Here is a 16,746-nt window from a genome sequence, read left to right on the forward strand (position 1 = left end):
AAACGGCGGCCAGAGGCCGCCGTTTAGTGCATTGCGCAAGTTTTTAAGCCGCAGGTGCAGGCTCAGGTGCCACGGCCGGTTTTGGCAGCGACGACAGGAACGCCATGATCAATGCCGCCACATACGGCAGCGATTGCACCAGCAGCATCACCACCCAGAAACGTATGTCATTGCTCGGCAGGCCTTGCACCAGGTAGATCCCCAGCGCCGCGCCCCACAGCAGCAGCATGATGAACATTTCTTCGCGGGCTTCGGAAATTGCTACCCAGAAGCCGTGGTTATCCGCGTTTTTCGGTGTACGAAAGAACGGAATGCTGGTGGTGAAGAAGCCATACAGCACCGCCTTGGCGATGGTGTGGGACAGCGCCAGGCCAGCCAGGGCGGCGCAGAACGCGTCCTTGAGGTTCACGCCCACCGCACGGCGGTACAGGAAGATGATCTTGCCCACCTTGAACACGAACAACGCCAACGGCGGGATCGCGAAAATCAGCAGCGGCGGGTCGACCCGGGTCGGCACGATGATCATCGCCGCCGACCACAACAGCGCGCCGACGGTGAAGAAGATGTTCATGCCGTCCGCCACCCACGGCAACCAGCCCGCGAGGAAGTGGTAGCGCTGGCCACGGGTCAGCTCGGTGTCTTTGCCGCGCAGCAGGCTGGCGGTGTGACGCTTGATGATCTGGATCGCGCCATAGGCCCAGCGGAAACGCTGTTTCTTGAAGTCGATAAAGGTATCCGGCATCAGGCCCTTGCCGTAGCTGTCGTGGTAGTACGCCGCCGACAGGCCTTTCTCGAATACCCGCAGGCCCAGTTCGGCGTCTTCGCAGATGCACCAGTCGGCCCAGCCCAGCTCCTCGAGCACCGAGCGACGGGTCATGGTCATGGTGCCGTGCTGGATGATCGCGTCGCGGTCGTTACGGGTGACCATGCCGATATGGAAGAAGCCTTTGTATTCGGCGTAGCAGAGCTTCTTGAAGGTGCTTTCGTTCTGGTCGCGGTAGTCCTGCGGCGACTGCACCACGGCGATTTTCGGGTCGGCGAAGTGCGGCACCATGTGCTTGAGCCAGTTCGGCGACACGCAGTAGTCCGAGTCGATCACCGCGATCACTTCGGCATCCTTGGCGGTGTGCGGGATCAGGTAGTTCAGTGCACCGCCCTTGAAACCGGCCAGGGGTGCGACGTGGAAGAACTTGAAGCGCGGGCCGAGGGTGTCGCAGTAGTCGCGCACCGGTTCCCATACCGCCGGGTCCTTGGTGTTGTTGTCGATGATCAGGACTTCGTAGTCCGGGTAATCGAGCGCGGCCAGAGCGTCGAGGGTCTGTTTGACCATCTCTGGCGGCTCGTTGTAGCACGGCACATGGATCGACACTTTCGGGCGGTAGTCTGATTCCCCTTCCACCGGCAGGAATTCACGCCGGCGCTTGTGGGTCCAGACCGCTTCCGCCAGTTCGTGGGCTTCGGTCAGCAACACGATGAATACGCCGAGGGCGCCCAGGGCCAACAAAATGCCGACGGTCACGCTGAACCACGTGCTGTATTGCTGGCTGTAGTCGTAGCCGATCCACACCAGTACCGAACCGCAGAGGAACGCGATAAAGGTCAGGAAGGTGCGGCCACGCTGGCGCAGGGATGAGCCGTCAATCATCAGCAGGGTCAGGGACAGCAATGCGAGCACCACCGATCCGATCGCCAGGACGCGCCATTGCGGGATGGCAACGACGGGCCCCTCGAAGTTGAACTTCTGCTGGCGCGCGGCGTTATACACGCCCCAATAAGCGCCGGCCGAGCCTTCGTCGCTGACTTTCCACGGCTGGTCGAACGCCTCGATCACGAAGTAGTTGTAGCCCTGGCGGTTCAGCTTGTTCACCAGCGTACGCAGGTAAATCGCCTGGTCTGCCGGGGACGTTTCATTGCCACCGCGCATACGACCGTTGCTTGGCCAGCCAACTTCCGACAGCAGCAGCGGCTTTTTCGGGAACAGTTTCTTCAGATCCTTGGCGCGGTCGAGGACATACTGGCCGGCCTTGTCCATCGGGATGTATTCCCAGAACGGCAGGATGTGCGCGGCGATCAGGTCGACGTGCTTGGCCAGTTGCGGGTTCTTTTCCCAGATATGCCATTGCTCGGAGGTCGTCACCGGGACTTTCACGGCGGCGCGCACCCGGTCCAGCAGCACAATCAGCGCTTCAGGGGTGATCTCTTCACGGAACAGGGCCTCGTTACCGACGACAACCCGCACGACACTGCGCGAGCTGTTGGCGATCTCGATGGCGCGCTGGACTTCGCGCTCGTTACGCTCCAGATCCGGGCTGATCCAGATCCCCAGCGTTACGCGCAGGCCGAACTCTTCGGCGAGCTTGGGAATGTCCCCCAATGTGCCGTCGACCGAGTAAGTACGGATGTTGTCCGTCAGCTTGCTCATGATCTCCAGATCGCGACGCATCTGTTCGTCGGTGGGGTACTGGTCTTTCTGCGGGAACTGGCCTTGCTGGAACGGCGAGTAGGAAAAACCGGAGATCTGCTCGGGCCAGTTGGGAGCAGTGACCGGGCGGTTGATCAGCGCCCAGAAGCCGGTGAACAGCGCGGCAATTGCCAGCACTACCACCAGGTTGAGTCCAAATTTACGCGATGACATGGCTATTTCGGGTTCCAAAGGGTGCGGAACGAAAAGAGGTGTCGGCCTGCGCCGAACGGCGCGCATCCTACACCGGCCGCTCCCTGAGCGTATAGCAGACAGAGAAAAGCCGGACGTTAGTCAGCGAAACACCCTCTAAGTTCTTTACTTGTAGCTTGTGGCTTCGAACTTGTCGCTACGTAGTCCATAATGCGCGCCGGTTTTTGGGGTAATGGTCATGAGCACAGAAGATCCGCGGTTTGCAGGCGTCGCCCGTTTGTATGGCATTGAAGGCCTGGAACGCTTGAAAGCGGCCCATGTGGCGATCGTCGGTGTCGGCGGCGTGGGCTCGTGGGCGGCGGAAGCCATGGCCCGCTGCGGGGTGGGCGAGATTTCGCTGTTCGACCTGGACGACGTCTGCGTCAGCAACAGCAACCGCCAGCTGCACGCCCTGGACAGCACCGTGGGCAAGCCCAAGGTCGAGGTGATGGCCGAGCGTTTGCGCGGCATCAATCCGGACTGCACGGTGCATGCGGTGGCAGATTTCGTGACCCGCGAGACCATGGCCGAATACATCACGCCCAACATCGATTGCGTGATCGACTGCATCGATGCCGTCAACGCCAAGGCCGCGCTGATCGCCTGGTGCAAGCGCCGCAAGATCCAGATCATCACCACCGGCGGCGCCGGCGGGCAGATCGACCCGACGCTGATCCAAGTGTGCGACCTGAACCGCACCTTCAATGACCCGTTGGCGTCGAAAGTGCGCTCCACCTTACGCCGTGACTACGGCTTTTCCCGCACCGTGACCCGTCATTACAGCGTGCCGTGTGTGTTTTCCACCGAGCAACTGCGTTATCCCAAGCCGGATGGCAGCATCTGTTTGCAGAAGAGTTTTGTCGGTGATGGGGTGAAGCTCGACTGCGCCGGCGGGTTTGGCGCGGTGATGATGGTGACGGCGACCTTCGGCATGGTCGCGGCGACCAAGGCGGTGGATAAGATTGTGGCCGGGGTGCGCAGGCCTTCCGAGCGGGTCAAACCCGCCTGAATCGCACCGCCCCTCCCACCTTTAGTCCTGTGTATGGCTTAGCGTTCGCATGCGCTGCAGGACTGCATTCAAGCCATTGCTGCGCGATGGCGACAGTTGGCGGGAAAGCCCGAGTTGATTGAACCAGTCAGGCAAGTCGACCGCCTGCAACTCGTCCGCCGACAACCCATTGACCCGCGCCAGCAGCAATGCCACCAAGCCACGAATCATCCGCGCATCGCTGCTCGCGGCGAATTGCCAATGACCGTGCTCGAAGCGCCCCACCAACCACACCAGGCTCTCACAGCCCTGCACCAGGTTGGCATCGACCTTCTCCTCATCCGCCAATACGGGCAGACGTTCACCCCACTGCATCAGCATTCGCGCGCGTTGCTCCCAGCTGCCCACCGACTGAAAGGCCTCCAGCGCGGCAACTGCATCCACCGGCAGGCTCATCGCAGCATATCCAGCGCCTGGTCCAGCGCTTCGAAGAAGCGCTCCAGATCATCGGAGTCGTTATACAGCGCCAGGGATACGCGGATCGCACCCGACAAGTGCATCGCCTTGAGCAGCGGCATCGCGCAATGATGCCCGGCACGTACGGCAATGCCTTGCTCGGTCAGCAGGTGCGCAAGGTCGGCGTTGTGCACGCCCTCGACCACAAAGCTGACCAGCGCCGCCTGCGGCGAACCCAGCACACGGACACCCTTGCGCGCTTGCAGCCCGCGCAACAGGTAGTCATGCAGGGCCGCTTCATGGGTGAGAATCGCCTTTGGGTCCAGCGAACTCAGGTAGTCCAGCGTCGCGCCCAGGCCGATCACGCCGGCAATCGGTGGGGTGCCGGCCTCGAACCCCAGCGGTGCCGGGCGGAAGCTGGCGCTGTGGTAGTCGGCCTGTTGCACCATCTCGCCACCGAATTGCCAATGGCGCAGGTGATGCAGGGCCTCGTTGCGGCCATATAGCACGCCGACGCCGTCGGGGCCGTACAGCTTGTGGCTGGAAAACACATAGAAGTCGCAGCCCAGGGCCTGCACGTCGTGACGGCCGTGGACGATGCCTTGGGCGCCATCGACCACGGTCAGGGCGCCATGGGTCTGGGCCAACGCCAGCAAGGCTTGCAGCGGCTGCCAGGTGCCGAGGACGTTGGACAGTTGGCTTACCGCCAGCAGGCGCGTACGCGGGCCGATCAACTCGGCGGCGGCTTGCAGGTCGATCACGCCGTCATCGTCGAGCGGCAATAGCACCAGTGTGAGCGCGCGACGCTTGGCCAGTTGCTGCCACGGCAATAGGTTGGCGTGGTGTTCCAGGGCGCTGATGACAAGCTCATCGCCCGCATTGAATAAGTGCTCAAGGCCATAAGCCAAGAGGTTCAGCGCTGACGTCGCGCCGTGGGTAAACACGATTTGCCCGCTGTCACCTGCATTCAACCACTGCGCAACCTTGCTGCGACTGTCCTCGAAGGCTTGGGTCGCATGGGCTCCCGGCAAATGCTGGGCACGGTGCACATTGGCGGCGCCATTGGCGTAGTAATGGCTGATGGCATCCAGCAAGGCTTGGGGTTTTTGCGTGGTGGCGGCGTTGTCCAGGTAGGTCTGGTCTTGCCGTTGCAGGGTGGCGATGGCCGGAAAGTCGGCGCGCCAGGGGGAGGGCACTAGCATGGTGTTCAAGACTCGTATAAGCGGGCCCCAGGGTCGGGGCCCGCTAGTGGCATCGAGTGGCTGCTTAGTTGTGAGCGTGCAGCGCTTCGTTCAGTTCGATGGCCGATTTGTGGGTTTTGCACTCCACGGCACCGGTCTCGGAGTTGCGGCGGAACAGCAGGTCCGGTTGGCCGGCCAGCTCGCGCGCCTTGACCACCTTGACCAGTTGGTTCGACTCGTCCAGCAATGCAACCTTGGTGCCGGCGGTCACGTACAGGCCCGACTCCACGGTGTTGCGGTCGCCCAACGGGATACCGATACCGGCATTGGCGCCGATCAGGCAGCCTTCTCCGACCTTGATCACGATGTTGCCGCCGCCCGACAGGGTGCCCATGGTCGAGCAACCGCCGCCCAGGTCCGAACCCTTGCCGACGAACACGCCAGCCGATACACGGCCTTCGATCATGCCCGGGCCTTCGGTGCCGGCGTTGAAGTTGACGAAACCTTCGTGCATCACGGTGGTGCCTTCGCCCACATAGGCACCCAGGCGGATACGCGCGGCATCAGCGATACGCACGCCGCTCGGTACCACGTAGTCGGTCATTTTCGGGAACTTGTCCACCGAGAACACTTCCAGCAACTCGCCACGCAGGCGTGCTTCCAGTTGGCGTTCGGCCAGCTCATTGATGTCGATTGCGCCCTGGCTGGTCCAGGCCACGTTCGGCAACTGCGGGAACACACCGGCGAGGCTCAGGCCGTGTGGCTTGACCAGGCGATGGGACAGCAGGTGCAGCTTGAGGTAGGCCTCTGGGGTGGACGTCAGTGCGGCGTCTTCGGCCAGCAAGGTCGCAACCAGCGGCGTGTGGCTTTCAGCCAGACGGCTCAGCAGAGCGGCTTGGGTGGCGTCGACGCCCTTGAGCGCGTCAGCCAGTTGCAGGGCCTGGGCGACGGTGAAGGTGATCGCCTGGTTGCCTTCGCTGTAGCCGAGGATCGGCGCGATGGCGGCAACGATTTCAGCCGATGGGTTGAGCAAGGGTTGTGCGTAAAACACTTCCAGCCAAGCACCTTGGCGGTTCTGAGTGCCGACGCCGAAGCCCAGGCTGAACAGGGAATTGGACATGCTGTTACCTCTACAAAAATGGAAGGGCTGGCCTACTTGAGGGCCGCCGAATAACTATCTGGCTTGAAGCCAATCAGGGTTCTGTCACCGAGATCAAGCACCGGACGCTTGATCATCGAGGGTTGTGCGAGCATCAATTCAATGGCTTTCGACTGATCGAGATCGGCTTTGCGTTCGTCTTCGAGTTTGCGAAAGGTGGTGCCCGCACGGTTCAAAACCACCTGCCAACCGTGCTCGTTGCACCATTGGGTCAAGTGTTCACGGTCGATACCGGCCGTTTTGTAGTCGTGGAACTCATAGCTCACCGCGTGCTCATCGAGCCACGTGCGCGCCTTTTTCATGGTGTCGCAGGCTTTGATGCCGAAAAGGTGCAACGTTTTGCTTGAAGCGGTCAAGGAATTGCCCCCCCTGCTTTACTGATGTCAGTGCCAATGAAAATGAAAGATCACGGATTATGCCACGACCAGCGGGTTTGGGTGCCGCTCGTCAGCATCGTGCGACCTTTGTGCAAAAGCCAGCGCTTAACATAGCCGGGTAATATGGCACTTCAACGGCTGGTTGTTGCCTGATGTGTCGTTGCAAGTCGATTGTCCGGGAAACCGCGTTATGCAAACCGCCTACACCGTTCTTATCCTGCTGATGCTGGTCAGCGTTTCGCGTCTGGTCGGGCGTGTCATCCCCCTGCCGTTACCCCTGGTGCAGATTGCCGCTGGCGCCTTGCTGGCCTGGCCCACACTGGGGCTGCATGTGGCGCTGGACCCGGAGCTGTTCCTGTTTCTATTCCTGCCACCGCTGCTGTTCTCCGATGGCTGGCGCATGCCCAAGCGCGAATTGTGGCGCCTGCGTGGGCCGATCCTGACGCTGGCCGTCGGCCTGGTGCTTTTCACCGTGGTCGGTGCTGGCTACTTCATTCATTGGCTATTGCCGACGATCCCGCTGCCGGTGGCCTTCGCCCTCGCTGCCGTGTTGTCGCCGACAGATGCCGTGGCCGTGTCGGCGATTGCCCAGAACCGCTTGCCGACACCGCTGATGCATATGCTCCAGGGCGAAGCGTTGATGAATGATGCCTCGGGCCTGGTGACCTTCAAGTTCGCCTTGGCCGCAGCATTGACCGGCGTGTTCTCTCTGGCCGATGCCAGCCTGACCTTTGTTTTGGTGGCCGTGGGCGGCCTGGCGGTCGGGGTGGCGCTGAGCTGGCTGGTCGGCCGCCTGCGTGCCTGGATGATTGCTCGAGGTTGGGATGACCCGGCAACGCACGTGGTGTTCATGTTGCTGCTGCCGTTTGCGGCCTACGTGCTGGCCGAACGCCTCGGCGCCTCGGGCATCTTGTCGGCGGTCGCGGCGGGCATGATGCAAAGCTGGCTCGACCTGTTGCCTCGCCAGACCAGCACGCGTTTGCTCAATCGCAGTGTCTGGTCATTGCTGGAGTTTGCTTTCAATGGCCTGATCTTCCTGCTGCTGGGCCTGCAACTGCCGGACATCATCAAGGCCGTGGTCAGTCATGAGCCGACGCTGTGGCCCGCCTTGTTGTATCGCTGCCTGGATGTGATTGCGATCTTTCTGGTGCTGGTGGTGTTGCGCTTTATCTGGGTACAGAGCATCTGGCGCCTGTCGGGTTTACTCCGGCGGCTACGTGTGAAAAGTGAGTTGACCCTGGTGCCGACCGCGCGTTCCTGTTGGCTGTTGACCGTGGGCGGAGTGCGCGGTGCGGTGACCCTGGCCGGTGTAATGTCGGTGCCATTGTTGCTGGTGCCGGGCCAGAGTTTCCCCGAGCGAGACCTGCTGATCTTTATCGCGGCCGGTGTGATCCTGCTGTCACTGATCGCCGCATGCATCGCCCTGCCGCTGCTCTTGCGCGGCGTTGAAAAGAGTCCGGATGAAAAGCGCCATAACGAAGTGCGCGAGGCCTGGAAAAAAACCGCCGTGGCGGCGATCCATGCCTTGGAGGCAGAGGAGCCCGTTGACATCGCAACCCAGGACGCCGCCCAGGCCGCGTTGGCCACTGAACTCAAGGCACGCCTGATGTCGGAATATCGCCATCAGTTGGAAGTGTTCAATGACTCGGCCGAAGCCCAGGCATTGGCACAGCAGATGGACCAACTAGAGCGAAAGTTGCGTCTCAAGGCGCTGCGCGCGCAGCGGTTGGAGCTCTACAGCTTGAGCCGTCATCACCAGATTGGTGATGACGTGTTGCGAGAGGTGCTGGCAGAGCTGGATATGAGTGAGGCGAACTTGGGGCCCGTGAAGTAGAGGAGGTATTACACAGTTGGAGGGCGATCAGTTTTGATTAACACCTTCATCAACGTATAAATCAGTTGCCCCGCAGGCGTGCTGTCCTGCGGATAAAGCGATTGAATAAAACCCTTATCGCCGTCCGACAGTTGCAACGGTTTAGGGATTTCGTTTGGACTTTTCAATCGGGGCTTGGAAAAACTGTAATGCATGATTGATTGTTCATCGTAAGGTGAAGTTTTCACGGTGCTGCGGTGTGATTTCTTGAGGACGTCGTGGTAAGCGTCACCTCTTGTTTTATTTCGGGATTCGTAATCTTTGTAAACTTCATCCTCATCAAATACCAATGTCCGATCCGGATGCTGGTGTTCATGCCTTAAACCCAGCGCATGACCAAACTCATGTAGCACCTGCGCCTCAATACGTTCCGGCGAACTGCCGAAGCCAATGCTCATCGTCGGTTCAGAGGGGGAGATATTTTTTGCGTCCGTTCCAATGTACGACCAGCCTGCAGTGCTCGTGTTATTTGCGGTAATTCTGATATCGCCATGCGCTGTATCGACGAACTTGAAGTGCAGGTTGGTGTGAGGCGTCCATTTTCTTATATTGGCTTTTACCAGCGTCTTCTGCGCGTCCGTCATATCCAGCAAAGCTATCTTCAGGACTGAATGCTGTGGCCAGAGTTTGTCGGGGGTGGCGATGCCACGTTTATGCCGGGTGGGATTTGATTCGGGCGTCGTAAAGGCGGCTGTGTTGTATGAGGAAGTAGGGGGAGGCAAGTTGCAGACGGTCATGTCTTCTCTCCATCAAAAGTAAAAGGCCAGGCCGCCATGAACGGCATGGGCTGCCATTGGCATCATTGTTGGCTACTACTTTTGGTGGGTGAGAAACGCGGGCGTGTTCCCATTCAAAGGGTTGCTTGATCTTTCTTTGAGTTGGCCGCTCCGGAACGCGCGAGCGGCCCTTGGGATCAGCGGTGACGCTGAATGAAGTCCCGAATTCGCTCAGCCGCTTCCACGCACTCGGCAAGCGGTGCAACCAGCGCCAGGCGCACACGGCCAGCCCCAGGGTTGACGCCATCCACTTCCCGGGACAGGTACGAACCCGGCACCACGGTCACGTGTTCCTCGACGAACAAATCGCGGCAGAACGCGGCATCATCGCCTTGTACATTCGGCCACAGGTAGAACCCGCCGTCCGGGGCCTGTACGTCCAGCACCGGCTTGAGGATCGCCAGCACGGCATCAAACTTCTCGCGGTACAAGTCCCGGTTGGCCTGCACATGGGCCTCGTCCTGCCAGGCCGCGATACTTGCCAGCTGGGTTTGTACCGGCATCGCACAACCATGGTAAGTGCGGTACAGCAGGAAGCCCTTGAGGATCTCGGCATCGCCCGCGACAAAACCGGAACGCAGGCCTGGCAGGTTGGAGCGCTTGGACAGGCTGTGGAACACCACGCAGCGCTTGAAGTCCTGGCGGCCCAGTTCGACACACGCGCTGAGCAGGCCCGGCGGTGGGGTTTGTTCGTCGAAGTAGAGTTCGCTGTAGCACTCGTCGGCGGCGATCACGAAGTCATGTTCGTCGGCCAGGGCGATGAGTTTTTTCAGGGTGTCGACCGGGATCAGTGCACCCGTCGGGTTGCCCGGGGAGCAGAGGAACAGGATCTGGCAGCGTTTCCAGATGTCTGGCGACACGGCGTCGAAATCCGGGTTGAAGCCGTTTTCATCCAGGCAGGGCAGGTAATGTGGCTTGGCCCCGGCCAGGAACGCCGCGCCTTCGTAGATCTGGTAGAACGGATTCGGGCTGACCACCAGCGCGTCGTCACCACGGTTGACCACGGTCTGGGTGAAGGCAAACAGCGCTTCACGGGTGCCGTTGACCGGCAGGATATTGCGCGCCGGATCCAGCCAGCCCTTGGGTACGTCGAAGCGGCGCTCGCACCAGGCGCCAATGGCCTCGCGCAAAGCCGGGATGCCCAGGGTGGTGGGGTACACCGCCATCTGGTCGAGGTTGTTGGCCAGGGCATCGGCAACGAACTGCGGCGACTTGTGCTTGGGCTCGCCGATGGACAACGCGATCGGGCGCTTGTCCGGGTTCGGTGTGACGCTGCCCAGCAGGGCGCGTAGCTTTTCGAACGGGTAGGGCTGGAGCTGATTCAGGGCGTTGTTCATCGGTGGATCTCGTGCAAGGCGTTAAAAACTGGGAGGGGAGCGGTGGGCCGCTCCTGGTATCAAATCGTCAGGCGCGTCAGTTCGACACCGGGTTCCTGGGGCACGCTCAACTGCTGCACGATCGCCGCCTGTAAGCGCAGGCACAGCTCCGGGTCGGACAGCGGCTGGTTGTCGGCGTCGGTAATAAAGAACACGTCTTCCACTCGCTCGCCGAGGGTTGCAATCTTGGCGTTCTGCAACGACAGGTCGAACTCCAGAAAAATCCCGCCGATCCTTGCCAGCAGCCCCGGGCGATCCGGCGCGCTGAGTTCCAGCACCGTGACCGGGCGTTGGGCGTCGTTGGAAATGGTCACCTGGGGCGCAAAGGCAAAGTGCTTGAGCTGGCGCGGTACCCGGCGCTGGATGATGGTCGGGTAGTCATCGGGGTTGCGCAGCGCTTCGGTCAGGCCTTCGCGGATCTTTTTCACCCGCGCCGGGTTATCGCCGATGGACTCGCCTTCGGTATCCAGCACGATATAGGTATCGAGGGTGAACTGGCTGCTGGAGGTGATGACCCGGGCGTCATGGATGTTCAGGTTGAGCTGATCCATGGCCGCCACGGTCACGGCGAAGAAGTCGTGCTGGTCGGGCGCATAGATGAAGATCTGCGTGCCGCCTTCGAATTCGCGCTGGGTGGTTTCCTTGATCAGCACCAGCGGGCCGCCATCGGCAGGCTGCTGCAGGATCGCGTCACTGTGCCAGGCCACATCGCCGGCGGTGTGGCGCAGGAAGTAGTCGTCACCCAGTTGCGACCACAACTGCTCGACGTCGTCCGGGTCGTTGCCACCGCGCACCAGGATGTCCAGGGCGGCGCTTTGGGTGCGGCGGATCTGCTCTTCGCGGTCCACCGGGTTTTCCAGGCCACGACGCAGCGCGCGCTTGGTTTCGGTGTACAGCTGGCGCAACAGACTGGCGCGCCAGGAGTTCCACAGGGTCGGATTGGTGGCGTTGATGTCGGAAACGGTCAGCACGTACAGGTAGTCGAGGTGGGTTTCATCGCCGACGATCCCGGCGAAGTCGTGGATCACCTGCGGGTCGGACAAGTCCTTGCGCTGGGCGGTGGTCGACATCAGCAGATGGTTCTGCACCAGCCACACGATCAGGCGGCTGTCCCACAGCGGCAGCTGGTGGCGCTGGCAGAACGCCTCGGCATCGACCGCGCCGATTTCCGAGTGGTCGCCATGTCGGCCCTTGCCAATGTCGTGGTACAGGCCGGCAAGGTAGATCAACTCCGGCTTGGGCAGTTTGGCCATGAGCTTGCTGGCCAGCGGGAATTTCTCTGACACTTGGGTGTACTGCAACTTACGCAAGTGCTTGATCAGGTTCAGGGTGTGGGCGTCTACGGTATAGATGTGGAACAGATCGTGCTGCATCTGCCCGACGATGAAACCGAACTCCGGCAGGTAACGCCCGAGGATGCCATAGCGGTTCATGCGGCGCAGGTTGCGATGGATGCCGATCTTGCACTTGAACAGCTCGATAAACAGGCTGGTGTTGCGAATGTCGTTGCGAAAGTCATCGTCGATCAGGTGACGGTTTTCCCGCAGCAGGCGGATGGTATCGGCGCGTACGCCCTTGATTTCCGGCTGCTGGGCCATCAGCACGAAGATCTCCAGCATGGCGAACGGGGTGCGGCGGAACACGTTGTCGTTGCGTGCCTCGATATAGCCGTCGTGCAGCTGGAAGCGCGAGTTGATCGGCTGCGGCGGTGCTTCGTCTTCCGGGGCCAGGATCACTTCTTCGAAATGCTGGATGATCAGGTCGCTGAGCTGGGCAATGCTCATGACCACCCGGTAGTACTGCTGCATGAAGCTTTCGATGCTGGTCTTCGCGTCTTCGCCTTCAAACCCCAGCAGGGTTGCGATGCAGCGCTGGTGGTCGAACAGCAGGCGATCTTCGGAGCGCCCGGCGAGCATGTGCAGGGCGTAGCGCACTTTCCACAGGAATTCCTGGGACGACGCCAGCAGGGCGTTTTCGCTCTCCACCAGGAAGCCTTCGCCGGCCAGGGCGCGCAGGTTCAGCGTGCCGTATTGGCGACGCGCTACCCACAGAATCGTCTGGATGTCGCGCAGCCCGCCCGGAGAACCTTTGACGTTGGGTTCCAGGTTGTATTCGGTGTCGTTGTACTTGTGGTGCCGGGCCTTCTGCTCGGCGCGCTTGGCCAGGAAGAAGTCCTTGCTCGGCCACATGTGCGCGGTGCTGGTGACTTCGAGCATGCGCTGGCGCAGGCGCTCGGGGCCGGCGATGGTGCGGCTTTCCATCAGGTTGGTGATGACGGTGAGGTCGGCGCGGGCCTCTTCGGCGCATTCATCGACCGAGCGCACGCTCTGGCCGACTTCCAGGCCGATATCCCACAGCAGCGTGAGAAAACGCTCGATGGAATCGCGAAAGATCTCATGATCGGCGCTGTCCAGCAGGATCAGCAGGTCGATGTCGGAGTAGGGGTGCAGCTCGCCACGACCGTATCCGCCGACCGCCACCAGGGCAATATCGGCGTCTTCGCTCCAGCTGAACTGTTCCCAGGCCTTTTGCAGGATGTTATCGACGAACCAGGCGCGGTCCTCGATCAGCCGGCGGATGTCCCGGCCGCTGCGAAAGCGCTCGTCGAGTACCTCGCGGGCCTGGCGGATCGCCTTTTTGAACGCGGCGATGGGGCTCGCTTTCAGAGCCAGCTCGGCCTGGAACTGGCCACGGTCGAAGAGTTCGGGATCCACCTGGGGCATTGATCGGCTTTCCTTTCTATCTATCAGTCAGTCACAACACAGTTTGGGAAAACCTTGGCAGCCTTTACGCCGAAACGCGTGGGATCGTGTCGTCGGCGCGCAGGGTGAAGATCTCGTAGCCGGTCTCGGTGACCAGCAGGGTGTGTTCCCACTGGGCCGAGAGCTTGCGGTCTTTGGTGATGGCGGTCCAGCCGTCGCCCAGCACCTTGGTATCGGCCTTGCCCTGGTTGATCATCGGCTCGATGGTAAAGGTCATGCCTGCCTTGAGCTCCATGCCGGTGCCGGCGCGGCCGTAGTGCAGGATCTGCGGTTCTTCGTGGAAGACCGTGCCGATACCGTGGCCGCAGAATTCGCGCACCACCGAGAAACCGTTCTTTTCGGCGTGCTTCTGGATCACTTCACCGATGTCGCCCAGGCGGCAGCCAGGCTTGACGATCTCGATGGCTTTGTACATGCATTCCTGGGTGACCTGGGACAGGCGCTCGGCCCAGACCGGCACGTTGCCGACGTGGAACATGCGGCTGGTGTCACCGAAGTAGCGGTCCTTGATCACGGTGACGTCGATGTTCAGGGTGTCGCCGTCCTTCAACGGCTTGTCGCCCGGAATCCCGTGGCAGACCACGTGGTTGACCGACGTGCAGATCGACTTGGGGAAGCCCTTGTAGTTCAGCGGCGCAGGAATAGCGCCCTGCACATTGACTATATAGTCATGGCAGATTTGGTTCAGGGTTTCCGTGGTAACGCCGGGCTTGACGTGCTCGGCAATCATTTCCAGCACGTCGGCAGCCAGTTTGCCGGCAATGCGCATGCCGGCGATGTCTTCGGCGGTTTTCAAACTAACGGTCATACAGGCTCTCTCTAGCGCGATGCGCTGAAATCAATACGGTTTACGGGCGTGCGACAAAAGGTTGCAGAATTCGCACAAGCGCCAAAAAACGCGATTCTAACAGACGCGGGCGTCAAATCATGAGCCCCTGACGATCGCTTCTCTCTATCAGGTGGGGTTATATCGGGTCTATTCAAAGGGTTGCGTACAAGTCGCTCAGGCCAAATGTGATTGCGTGTTTCGTTTTCGCCCTTCGTGTGGTATAAAATGCGCCGCTTTCCGGGGATACCCCGCAAAGCTTAAATCCACACACGTGTCGACACGATGACCTGGGTGCCGGAGGCCTTGATGCCGCTGGTTGGTCATTGGGATACGTGGAGGCCAAACCCGACTTATTAAGGAACTATCATGTCCCAAGTCAATATGCGCGATATGCTGAAGGCCGGTGTGCACTTCGGTCACCAGACCCGTTACTGGAACCCGAAAATGGGTAAATACATTTTCGGCGCGCGTAACAAGATCCACATCATCAACCTTGAAAAAACCCTGCCAATGTTCAACGAAGCTCTGACTTTCGTAGAGCGCCTGGCTCAGGGCAAAAACAAGATCCTGTTCGTCGGCACCAAGCGTTCCGCTGGCAAGATCGTTGCTGAAGAAGCAGCACGTTGCGGTTCGCCGTACGTCGATCACCGCTGGTTGGGCGGCATGCTGACCAACTTCAAAACCATCCGTGCTTCCATCAAGCGTCTGCGTGACCTTGAAGTGCAAGCCGAAGACGGTACTTTCGCCAAGCTGACCAAGAAAGAAGCGCTGATGCGCACTCGTGACCTGGAAAAGCTCGATCGTTCCCTGGGTGGTATCAAGGACATGGGCGGTCTGCCTGACGCACTGTTCGTTATCGACGTTGATCACGAGCGCATCGCGATCACCGAAGCCAACAAGCTGGGCATCCCTGTTATCGGCGTAGTCGATACCAACAGCAGCCCGGAAGGCGTTGACTACATCATCCCAGGCAACGATGACGCCATCCGCGCTATCCAGCTGTACATGGGTTCGATGGCTGACGCTGTAATCCGTGGTCGCAACCACGTTGCTGGTGGTACTGAGCAGTTCGTTGAAGAAGCTCCGGTAGCCGCAGCTGAGTAATTGACGCCCTGGCGTTGACTCAGTAAGCAAAAAGGGGGCTTGGCCCCCTTTTTGCCACCTCGAAAACCATTTGTGAGCAGCGCAGCTACATCACCTGTAACGTGCAGCGGCTAACAAGGGTGGTTCGGGAAGAATTGATCCCCCGTTCGATCGGGTGGAATGGTTGAAAACCTATCCAAGAGGAATTTGAAAATGGCAGCAATTACTGCAGCGTTGGTTAAAGAACTGCGTGAGCGTACCGGCGAAGGCATGATGGATTGCAAGAAAGCCCTGGAAAAGGCTGACGGCGACATCGAAAAAGCCATTGATGACATGCGTGCTTCCGGCGCCATCAAGGCTGCCAAGAAAGCAGGCAACGTGGCTGCTGAAGGCGCTATCGCTCTGAAAGAAGACGGCAAATCTGCTGTTCTGCTGGAAGTGAACTCTCAGACCGACTTCCTGGCCCTGCAGGACGACTTCAAGGCCTTTGTTGCTGCCAGCGTTGAAAAAGCGTTCGCCGACAAGCTGACTGACGTCGCTCCGCTGATCGCCGCTCAAGAAGCTGATCGCCTGGTACTGGTCGGCAAGGTTGGCGAAAACGTCAACATCCGTCGCCTGGTGCGCGTTGAAGGTGATGTAGTTGGTGGTTACCTGCACGGCAACAAGATCGGCGTTGCAGTTGTCCTGAAGGGCGGCAATGTTGAGCTGGCCAAGGACATCGCTATGCACGTAGCGGCCAGCAACCCTGAGTTCCTGCTGCCTTCGGAAGTTTCTGCCGAAGCGATCGAGCGTGAAAAAGCTGTGTTCCTGCAGCTGAACGAAGAAAAAATCAAAGGCAAGCCAGAAAACATTGTTGAGAATATGGTCAAGGGCCGTATCAGCAAGTTCCTGGCCGAAGCAAGCCTGGTTGAGCAGGCGTTCGTCAAGAACCCTGAAGTCAAGGTTGGCGAATTGGCCAAGAAAGCCGGTGCTGAAATCGTTTCCTTCACTTACTTCAAGGTAGGCGAAGGCATCGAGAAGCCGGTCGACAACTTCGCTGAAGAAGTTGCTGCCCAGCTGGCTGCCGCCAAGCAATAAGACAGTTTTTAACTGTCGCCCGAAAGAGGCTGCCCGCTCACGCGCGCAGCCTCTTTTCAAATGGGCAGGCCGATTTTATTTGGCTTACCCTCGGAACTGGCTTACAAAGCCGTGTTCCGATGGCGCTGTGAGAGCGTCCAGCTAGAGTGAACGCAA

13 protein-coding genes are annotated in these 16,746 nt (G+C 60.1%); 4 read left to right on the plus strand and 9 right to left on the minus strand.

Annotated features, from left to right (window positions below; genetic code table 11):
* Positions 1–43 precede the first annotated feature (43 nt).
* A complete protein-coding gene (locus HCF10_RS02855) occupies positions 44–2,635 on the minus strand; it encodes a glycosyltransferase (RefSeq protein ID WP_131697265.1) in 2,592 nt (863 codons plus the stop codon).
* A 211-nt stretch (positions 2,636–2,846) separates the two neighbouring features.
* Here HCF10_RS02855 and tcdA point away from each other — a divergent pair, with 211 nt between their 5' ends.
* A complete protein-coding gene (gene tcdA / locus HCF10_RS02860) occupies positions 2,847–3,662 on the plus strand; it encodes a tRNA cyclic N6-threonylcarbamoyladenosine(37) synthase TcdA (protein WP_131697264.1) in 816 nt (271 codons plus the stop codon).
* A gap of 21 nt (positions 3,663–3,683) precedes the next feature.
* Here tcdA and HCF10_RS02865 read toward each other — a convergent pair whose 3' ends face one another.
* From HCF10_RS02865 to HCF10_RS02880, 4 genes are all read right to left on the minus strand, one after another.
* The gene (locus HCF10_RS02865; protein WP_131697263.1) at positions 3,684–4,097 is read right to left on the minus strand and encodes a SufE family protein; all 414 of its coding nucleotides are present in this window, start codon (positions 4,095–4,097) and stop codon (positions 3,684–3,686) included.
* Positions 4,094–5,299, minus strand: coding sequence for an aminotransferase class V-fold PLP-dependent enzyme (locus tag HCF10_RS02870; RefSeq protein ID WP_167654842.1), 1,206 nt, complete (start codon positions 5,297–5,299; stop codon positions 4,094–4,096). Before HCF10_RS02870 ends, HCF10_RS02865 begins: the two co-directional genes overlap by 4 nt.
* Before the next feature lie 64 nt (positions 5,300–5,363).
* The gene (gene dapD / locus HCF10_RS02875; protein ID WP_027604485.1) at positions 5,364–6,398 is read right to left on the minus strand and encodes a 2,3,4,5-tetrahydropyridine-2,6-dicarboxylate N-succinyltransferase; all 1,035 of its coding nucleotides are present in this window, start codon (positions 6,396–6,398) and stop codon (positions 5,364–5,366) included.
* Between the two features lie 32 nt (positions 6,399–6,430).
* Positions 6,431–6,739 carry an arsenate reductase gene (locus tag HCF10_RS02880; RefSeq protein ID WP_231982825.1) on the minus strand — a complete coding sequence of 103 codons (309 nt, stop codon included), beginning with the start codon at positions 6,737–6,739 and terminating at the stop codon, positions 6,431–6,433.
* Between the two features lie 265 nt (positions 6,740–7,004).
* On the opposite strand from HCF10_RS02880, the gene HCF10_RS02885 reads away from it, so the two are divergent.
* Complete coding sequence (locus HCF10_RS02885) at positions 7,005–8,648, plus strand: Na+/H+ antiporter (protein ID WP_167654843.1); 1,644 nt, start codon at positions 7,005–7,007, stop codon at positions 8,646–8,648.
* A gap of 8 nt (positions 8,649–8,656) precedes the next feature.
* Here HCF10_RS02885 and HCF10_RS02890 read toward each other — a convergent pair whose 3' ends face one another.
* From HCF10_RS02890 to map, 4 genes are all read right to left on the minus strand, one after another.
* Entirely contained in the window at positions 8,657–9,424 is a 768-nt protein-coding gene (locus HCF10_RS02890) for a M12 family metallopeptidase (protein WP_131697259.1), read from the minus strand.
* A gap of 176 nt (positions 9,425–9,600) precedes the next feature.
* Complete coding sequence (gene dapC, locus HCF10_RS02895; RefSeq protein WP_131697258.1) at positions 9,601–10,800, minus strand: succinyldiaminopimelate transaminase; 1,200 nt, start codon at positions 10,798–10,800, stop codon at positions 9,601–9,603.
* A gap of 59 nt (positions 10,801–10,859) precedes the next feature.
* Complete coding sequence (locus tag HCF10_RS02900; protein ID WP_145335053.1) at positions 10,860–13,562, minus strand: [protein-PII] uridylyltransferase; 2,703 nt, start codon at positions 13,560–13,562, stop codon at positions 10,860–10,862.
* Positions 13,563–13,626: 64 nt separating this feature from the next.
* A complete protein-coding gene (gene map, locus HCF10_RS02905) occupies positions 13,627–14,409 on the minus strand; it encodes a type I methionyl aminopeptidase (RefSeq protein WP_016975842.1) in 783 nt (260 codons plus the stop codon).
* 387 nt (positions 14,410–14,796) lie between these two features.
* On the opposite strand from map, the gene rpsB reads away from it, so the two are divergent.
* Both rpsB and tsf read left to right on the plus strand, forming a co-directional pair.
* Complete coding sequence (rpsB, locus tag HCF10_RS02910; protein WP_003219330.1) at positions 14,797–15,534, plus strand: 30S ribosomal protein S2; 738 nt, start codon at positions 14,797–14,799, stop codon at positions 15,532–15,534.
* A gap of 192 nt (positions 15,535–15,726) precedes the next feature.
* Positions 15,727–16,590 (plus strand): translation elongation factor Ts, encoded by an 864-nt coding sequence (gene tsf, locus HCF10_RS02915; RefSeq protein ID WP_065926460.1) that lies wholly within the window; start codon positions 15,727–15,729, stop codon positions 16,588–16,590.
* Positions 16,591–16,746 lie beyond the last annotated feature (156 nt).

This window comes from Pseudomonas sp. B14(2022) (genome assembly GCF_012030485.1).
Classification (GTDB): Bacteria; Pseudomonadota; Gammaproteobacteria; order Pseudomonadales; family Pseudomonadaceae; genus Aquipseudomonas.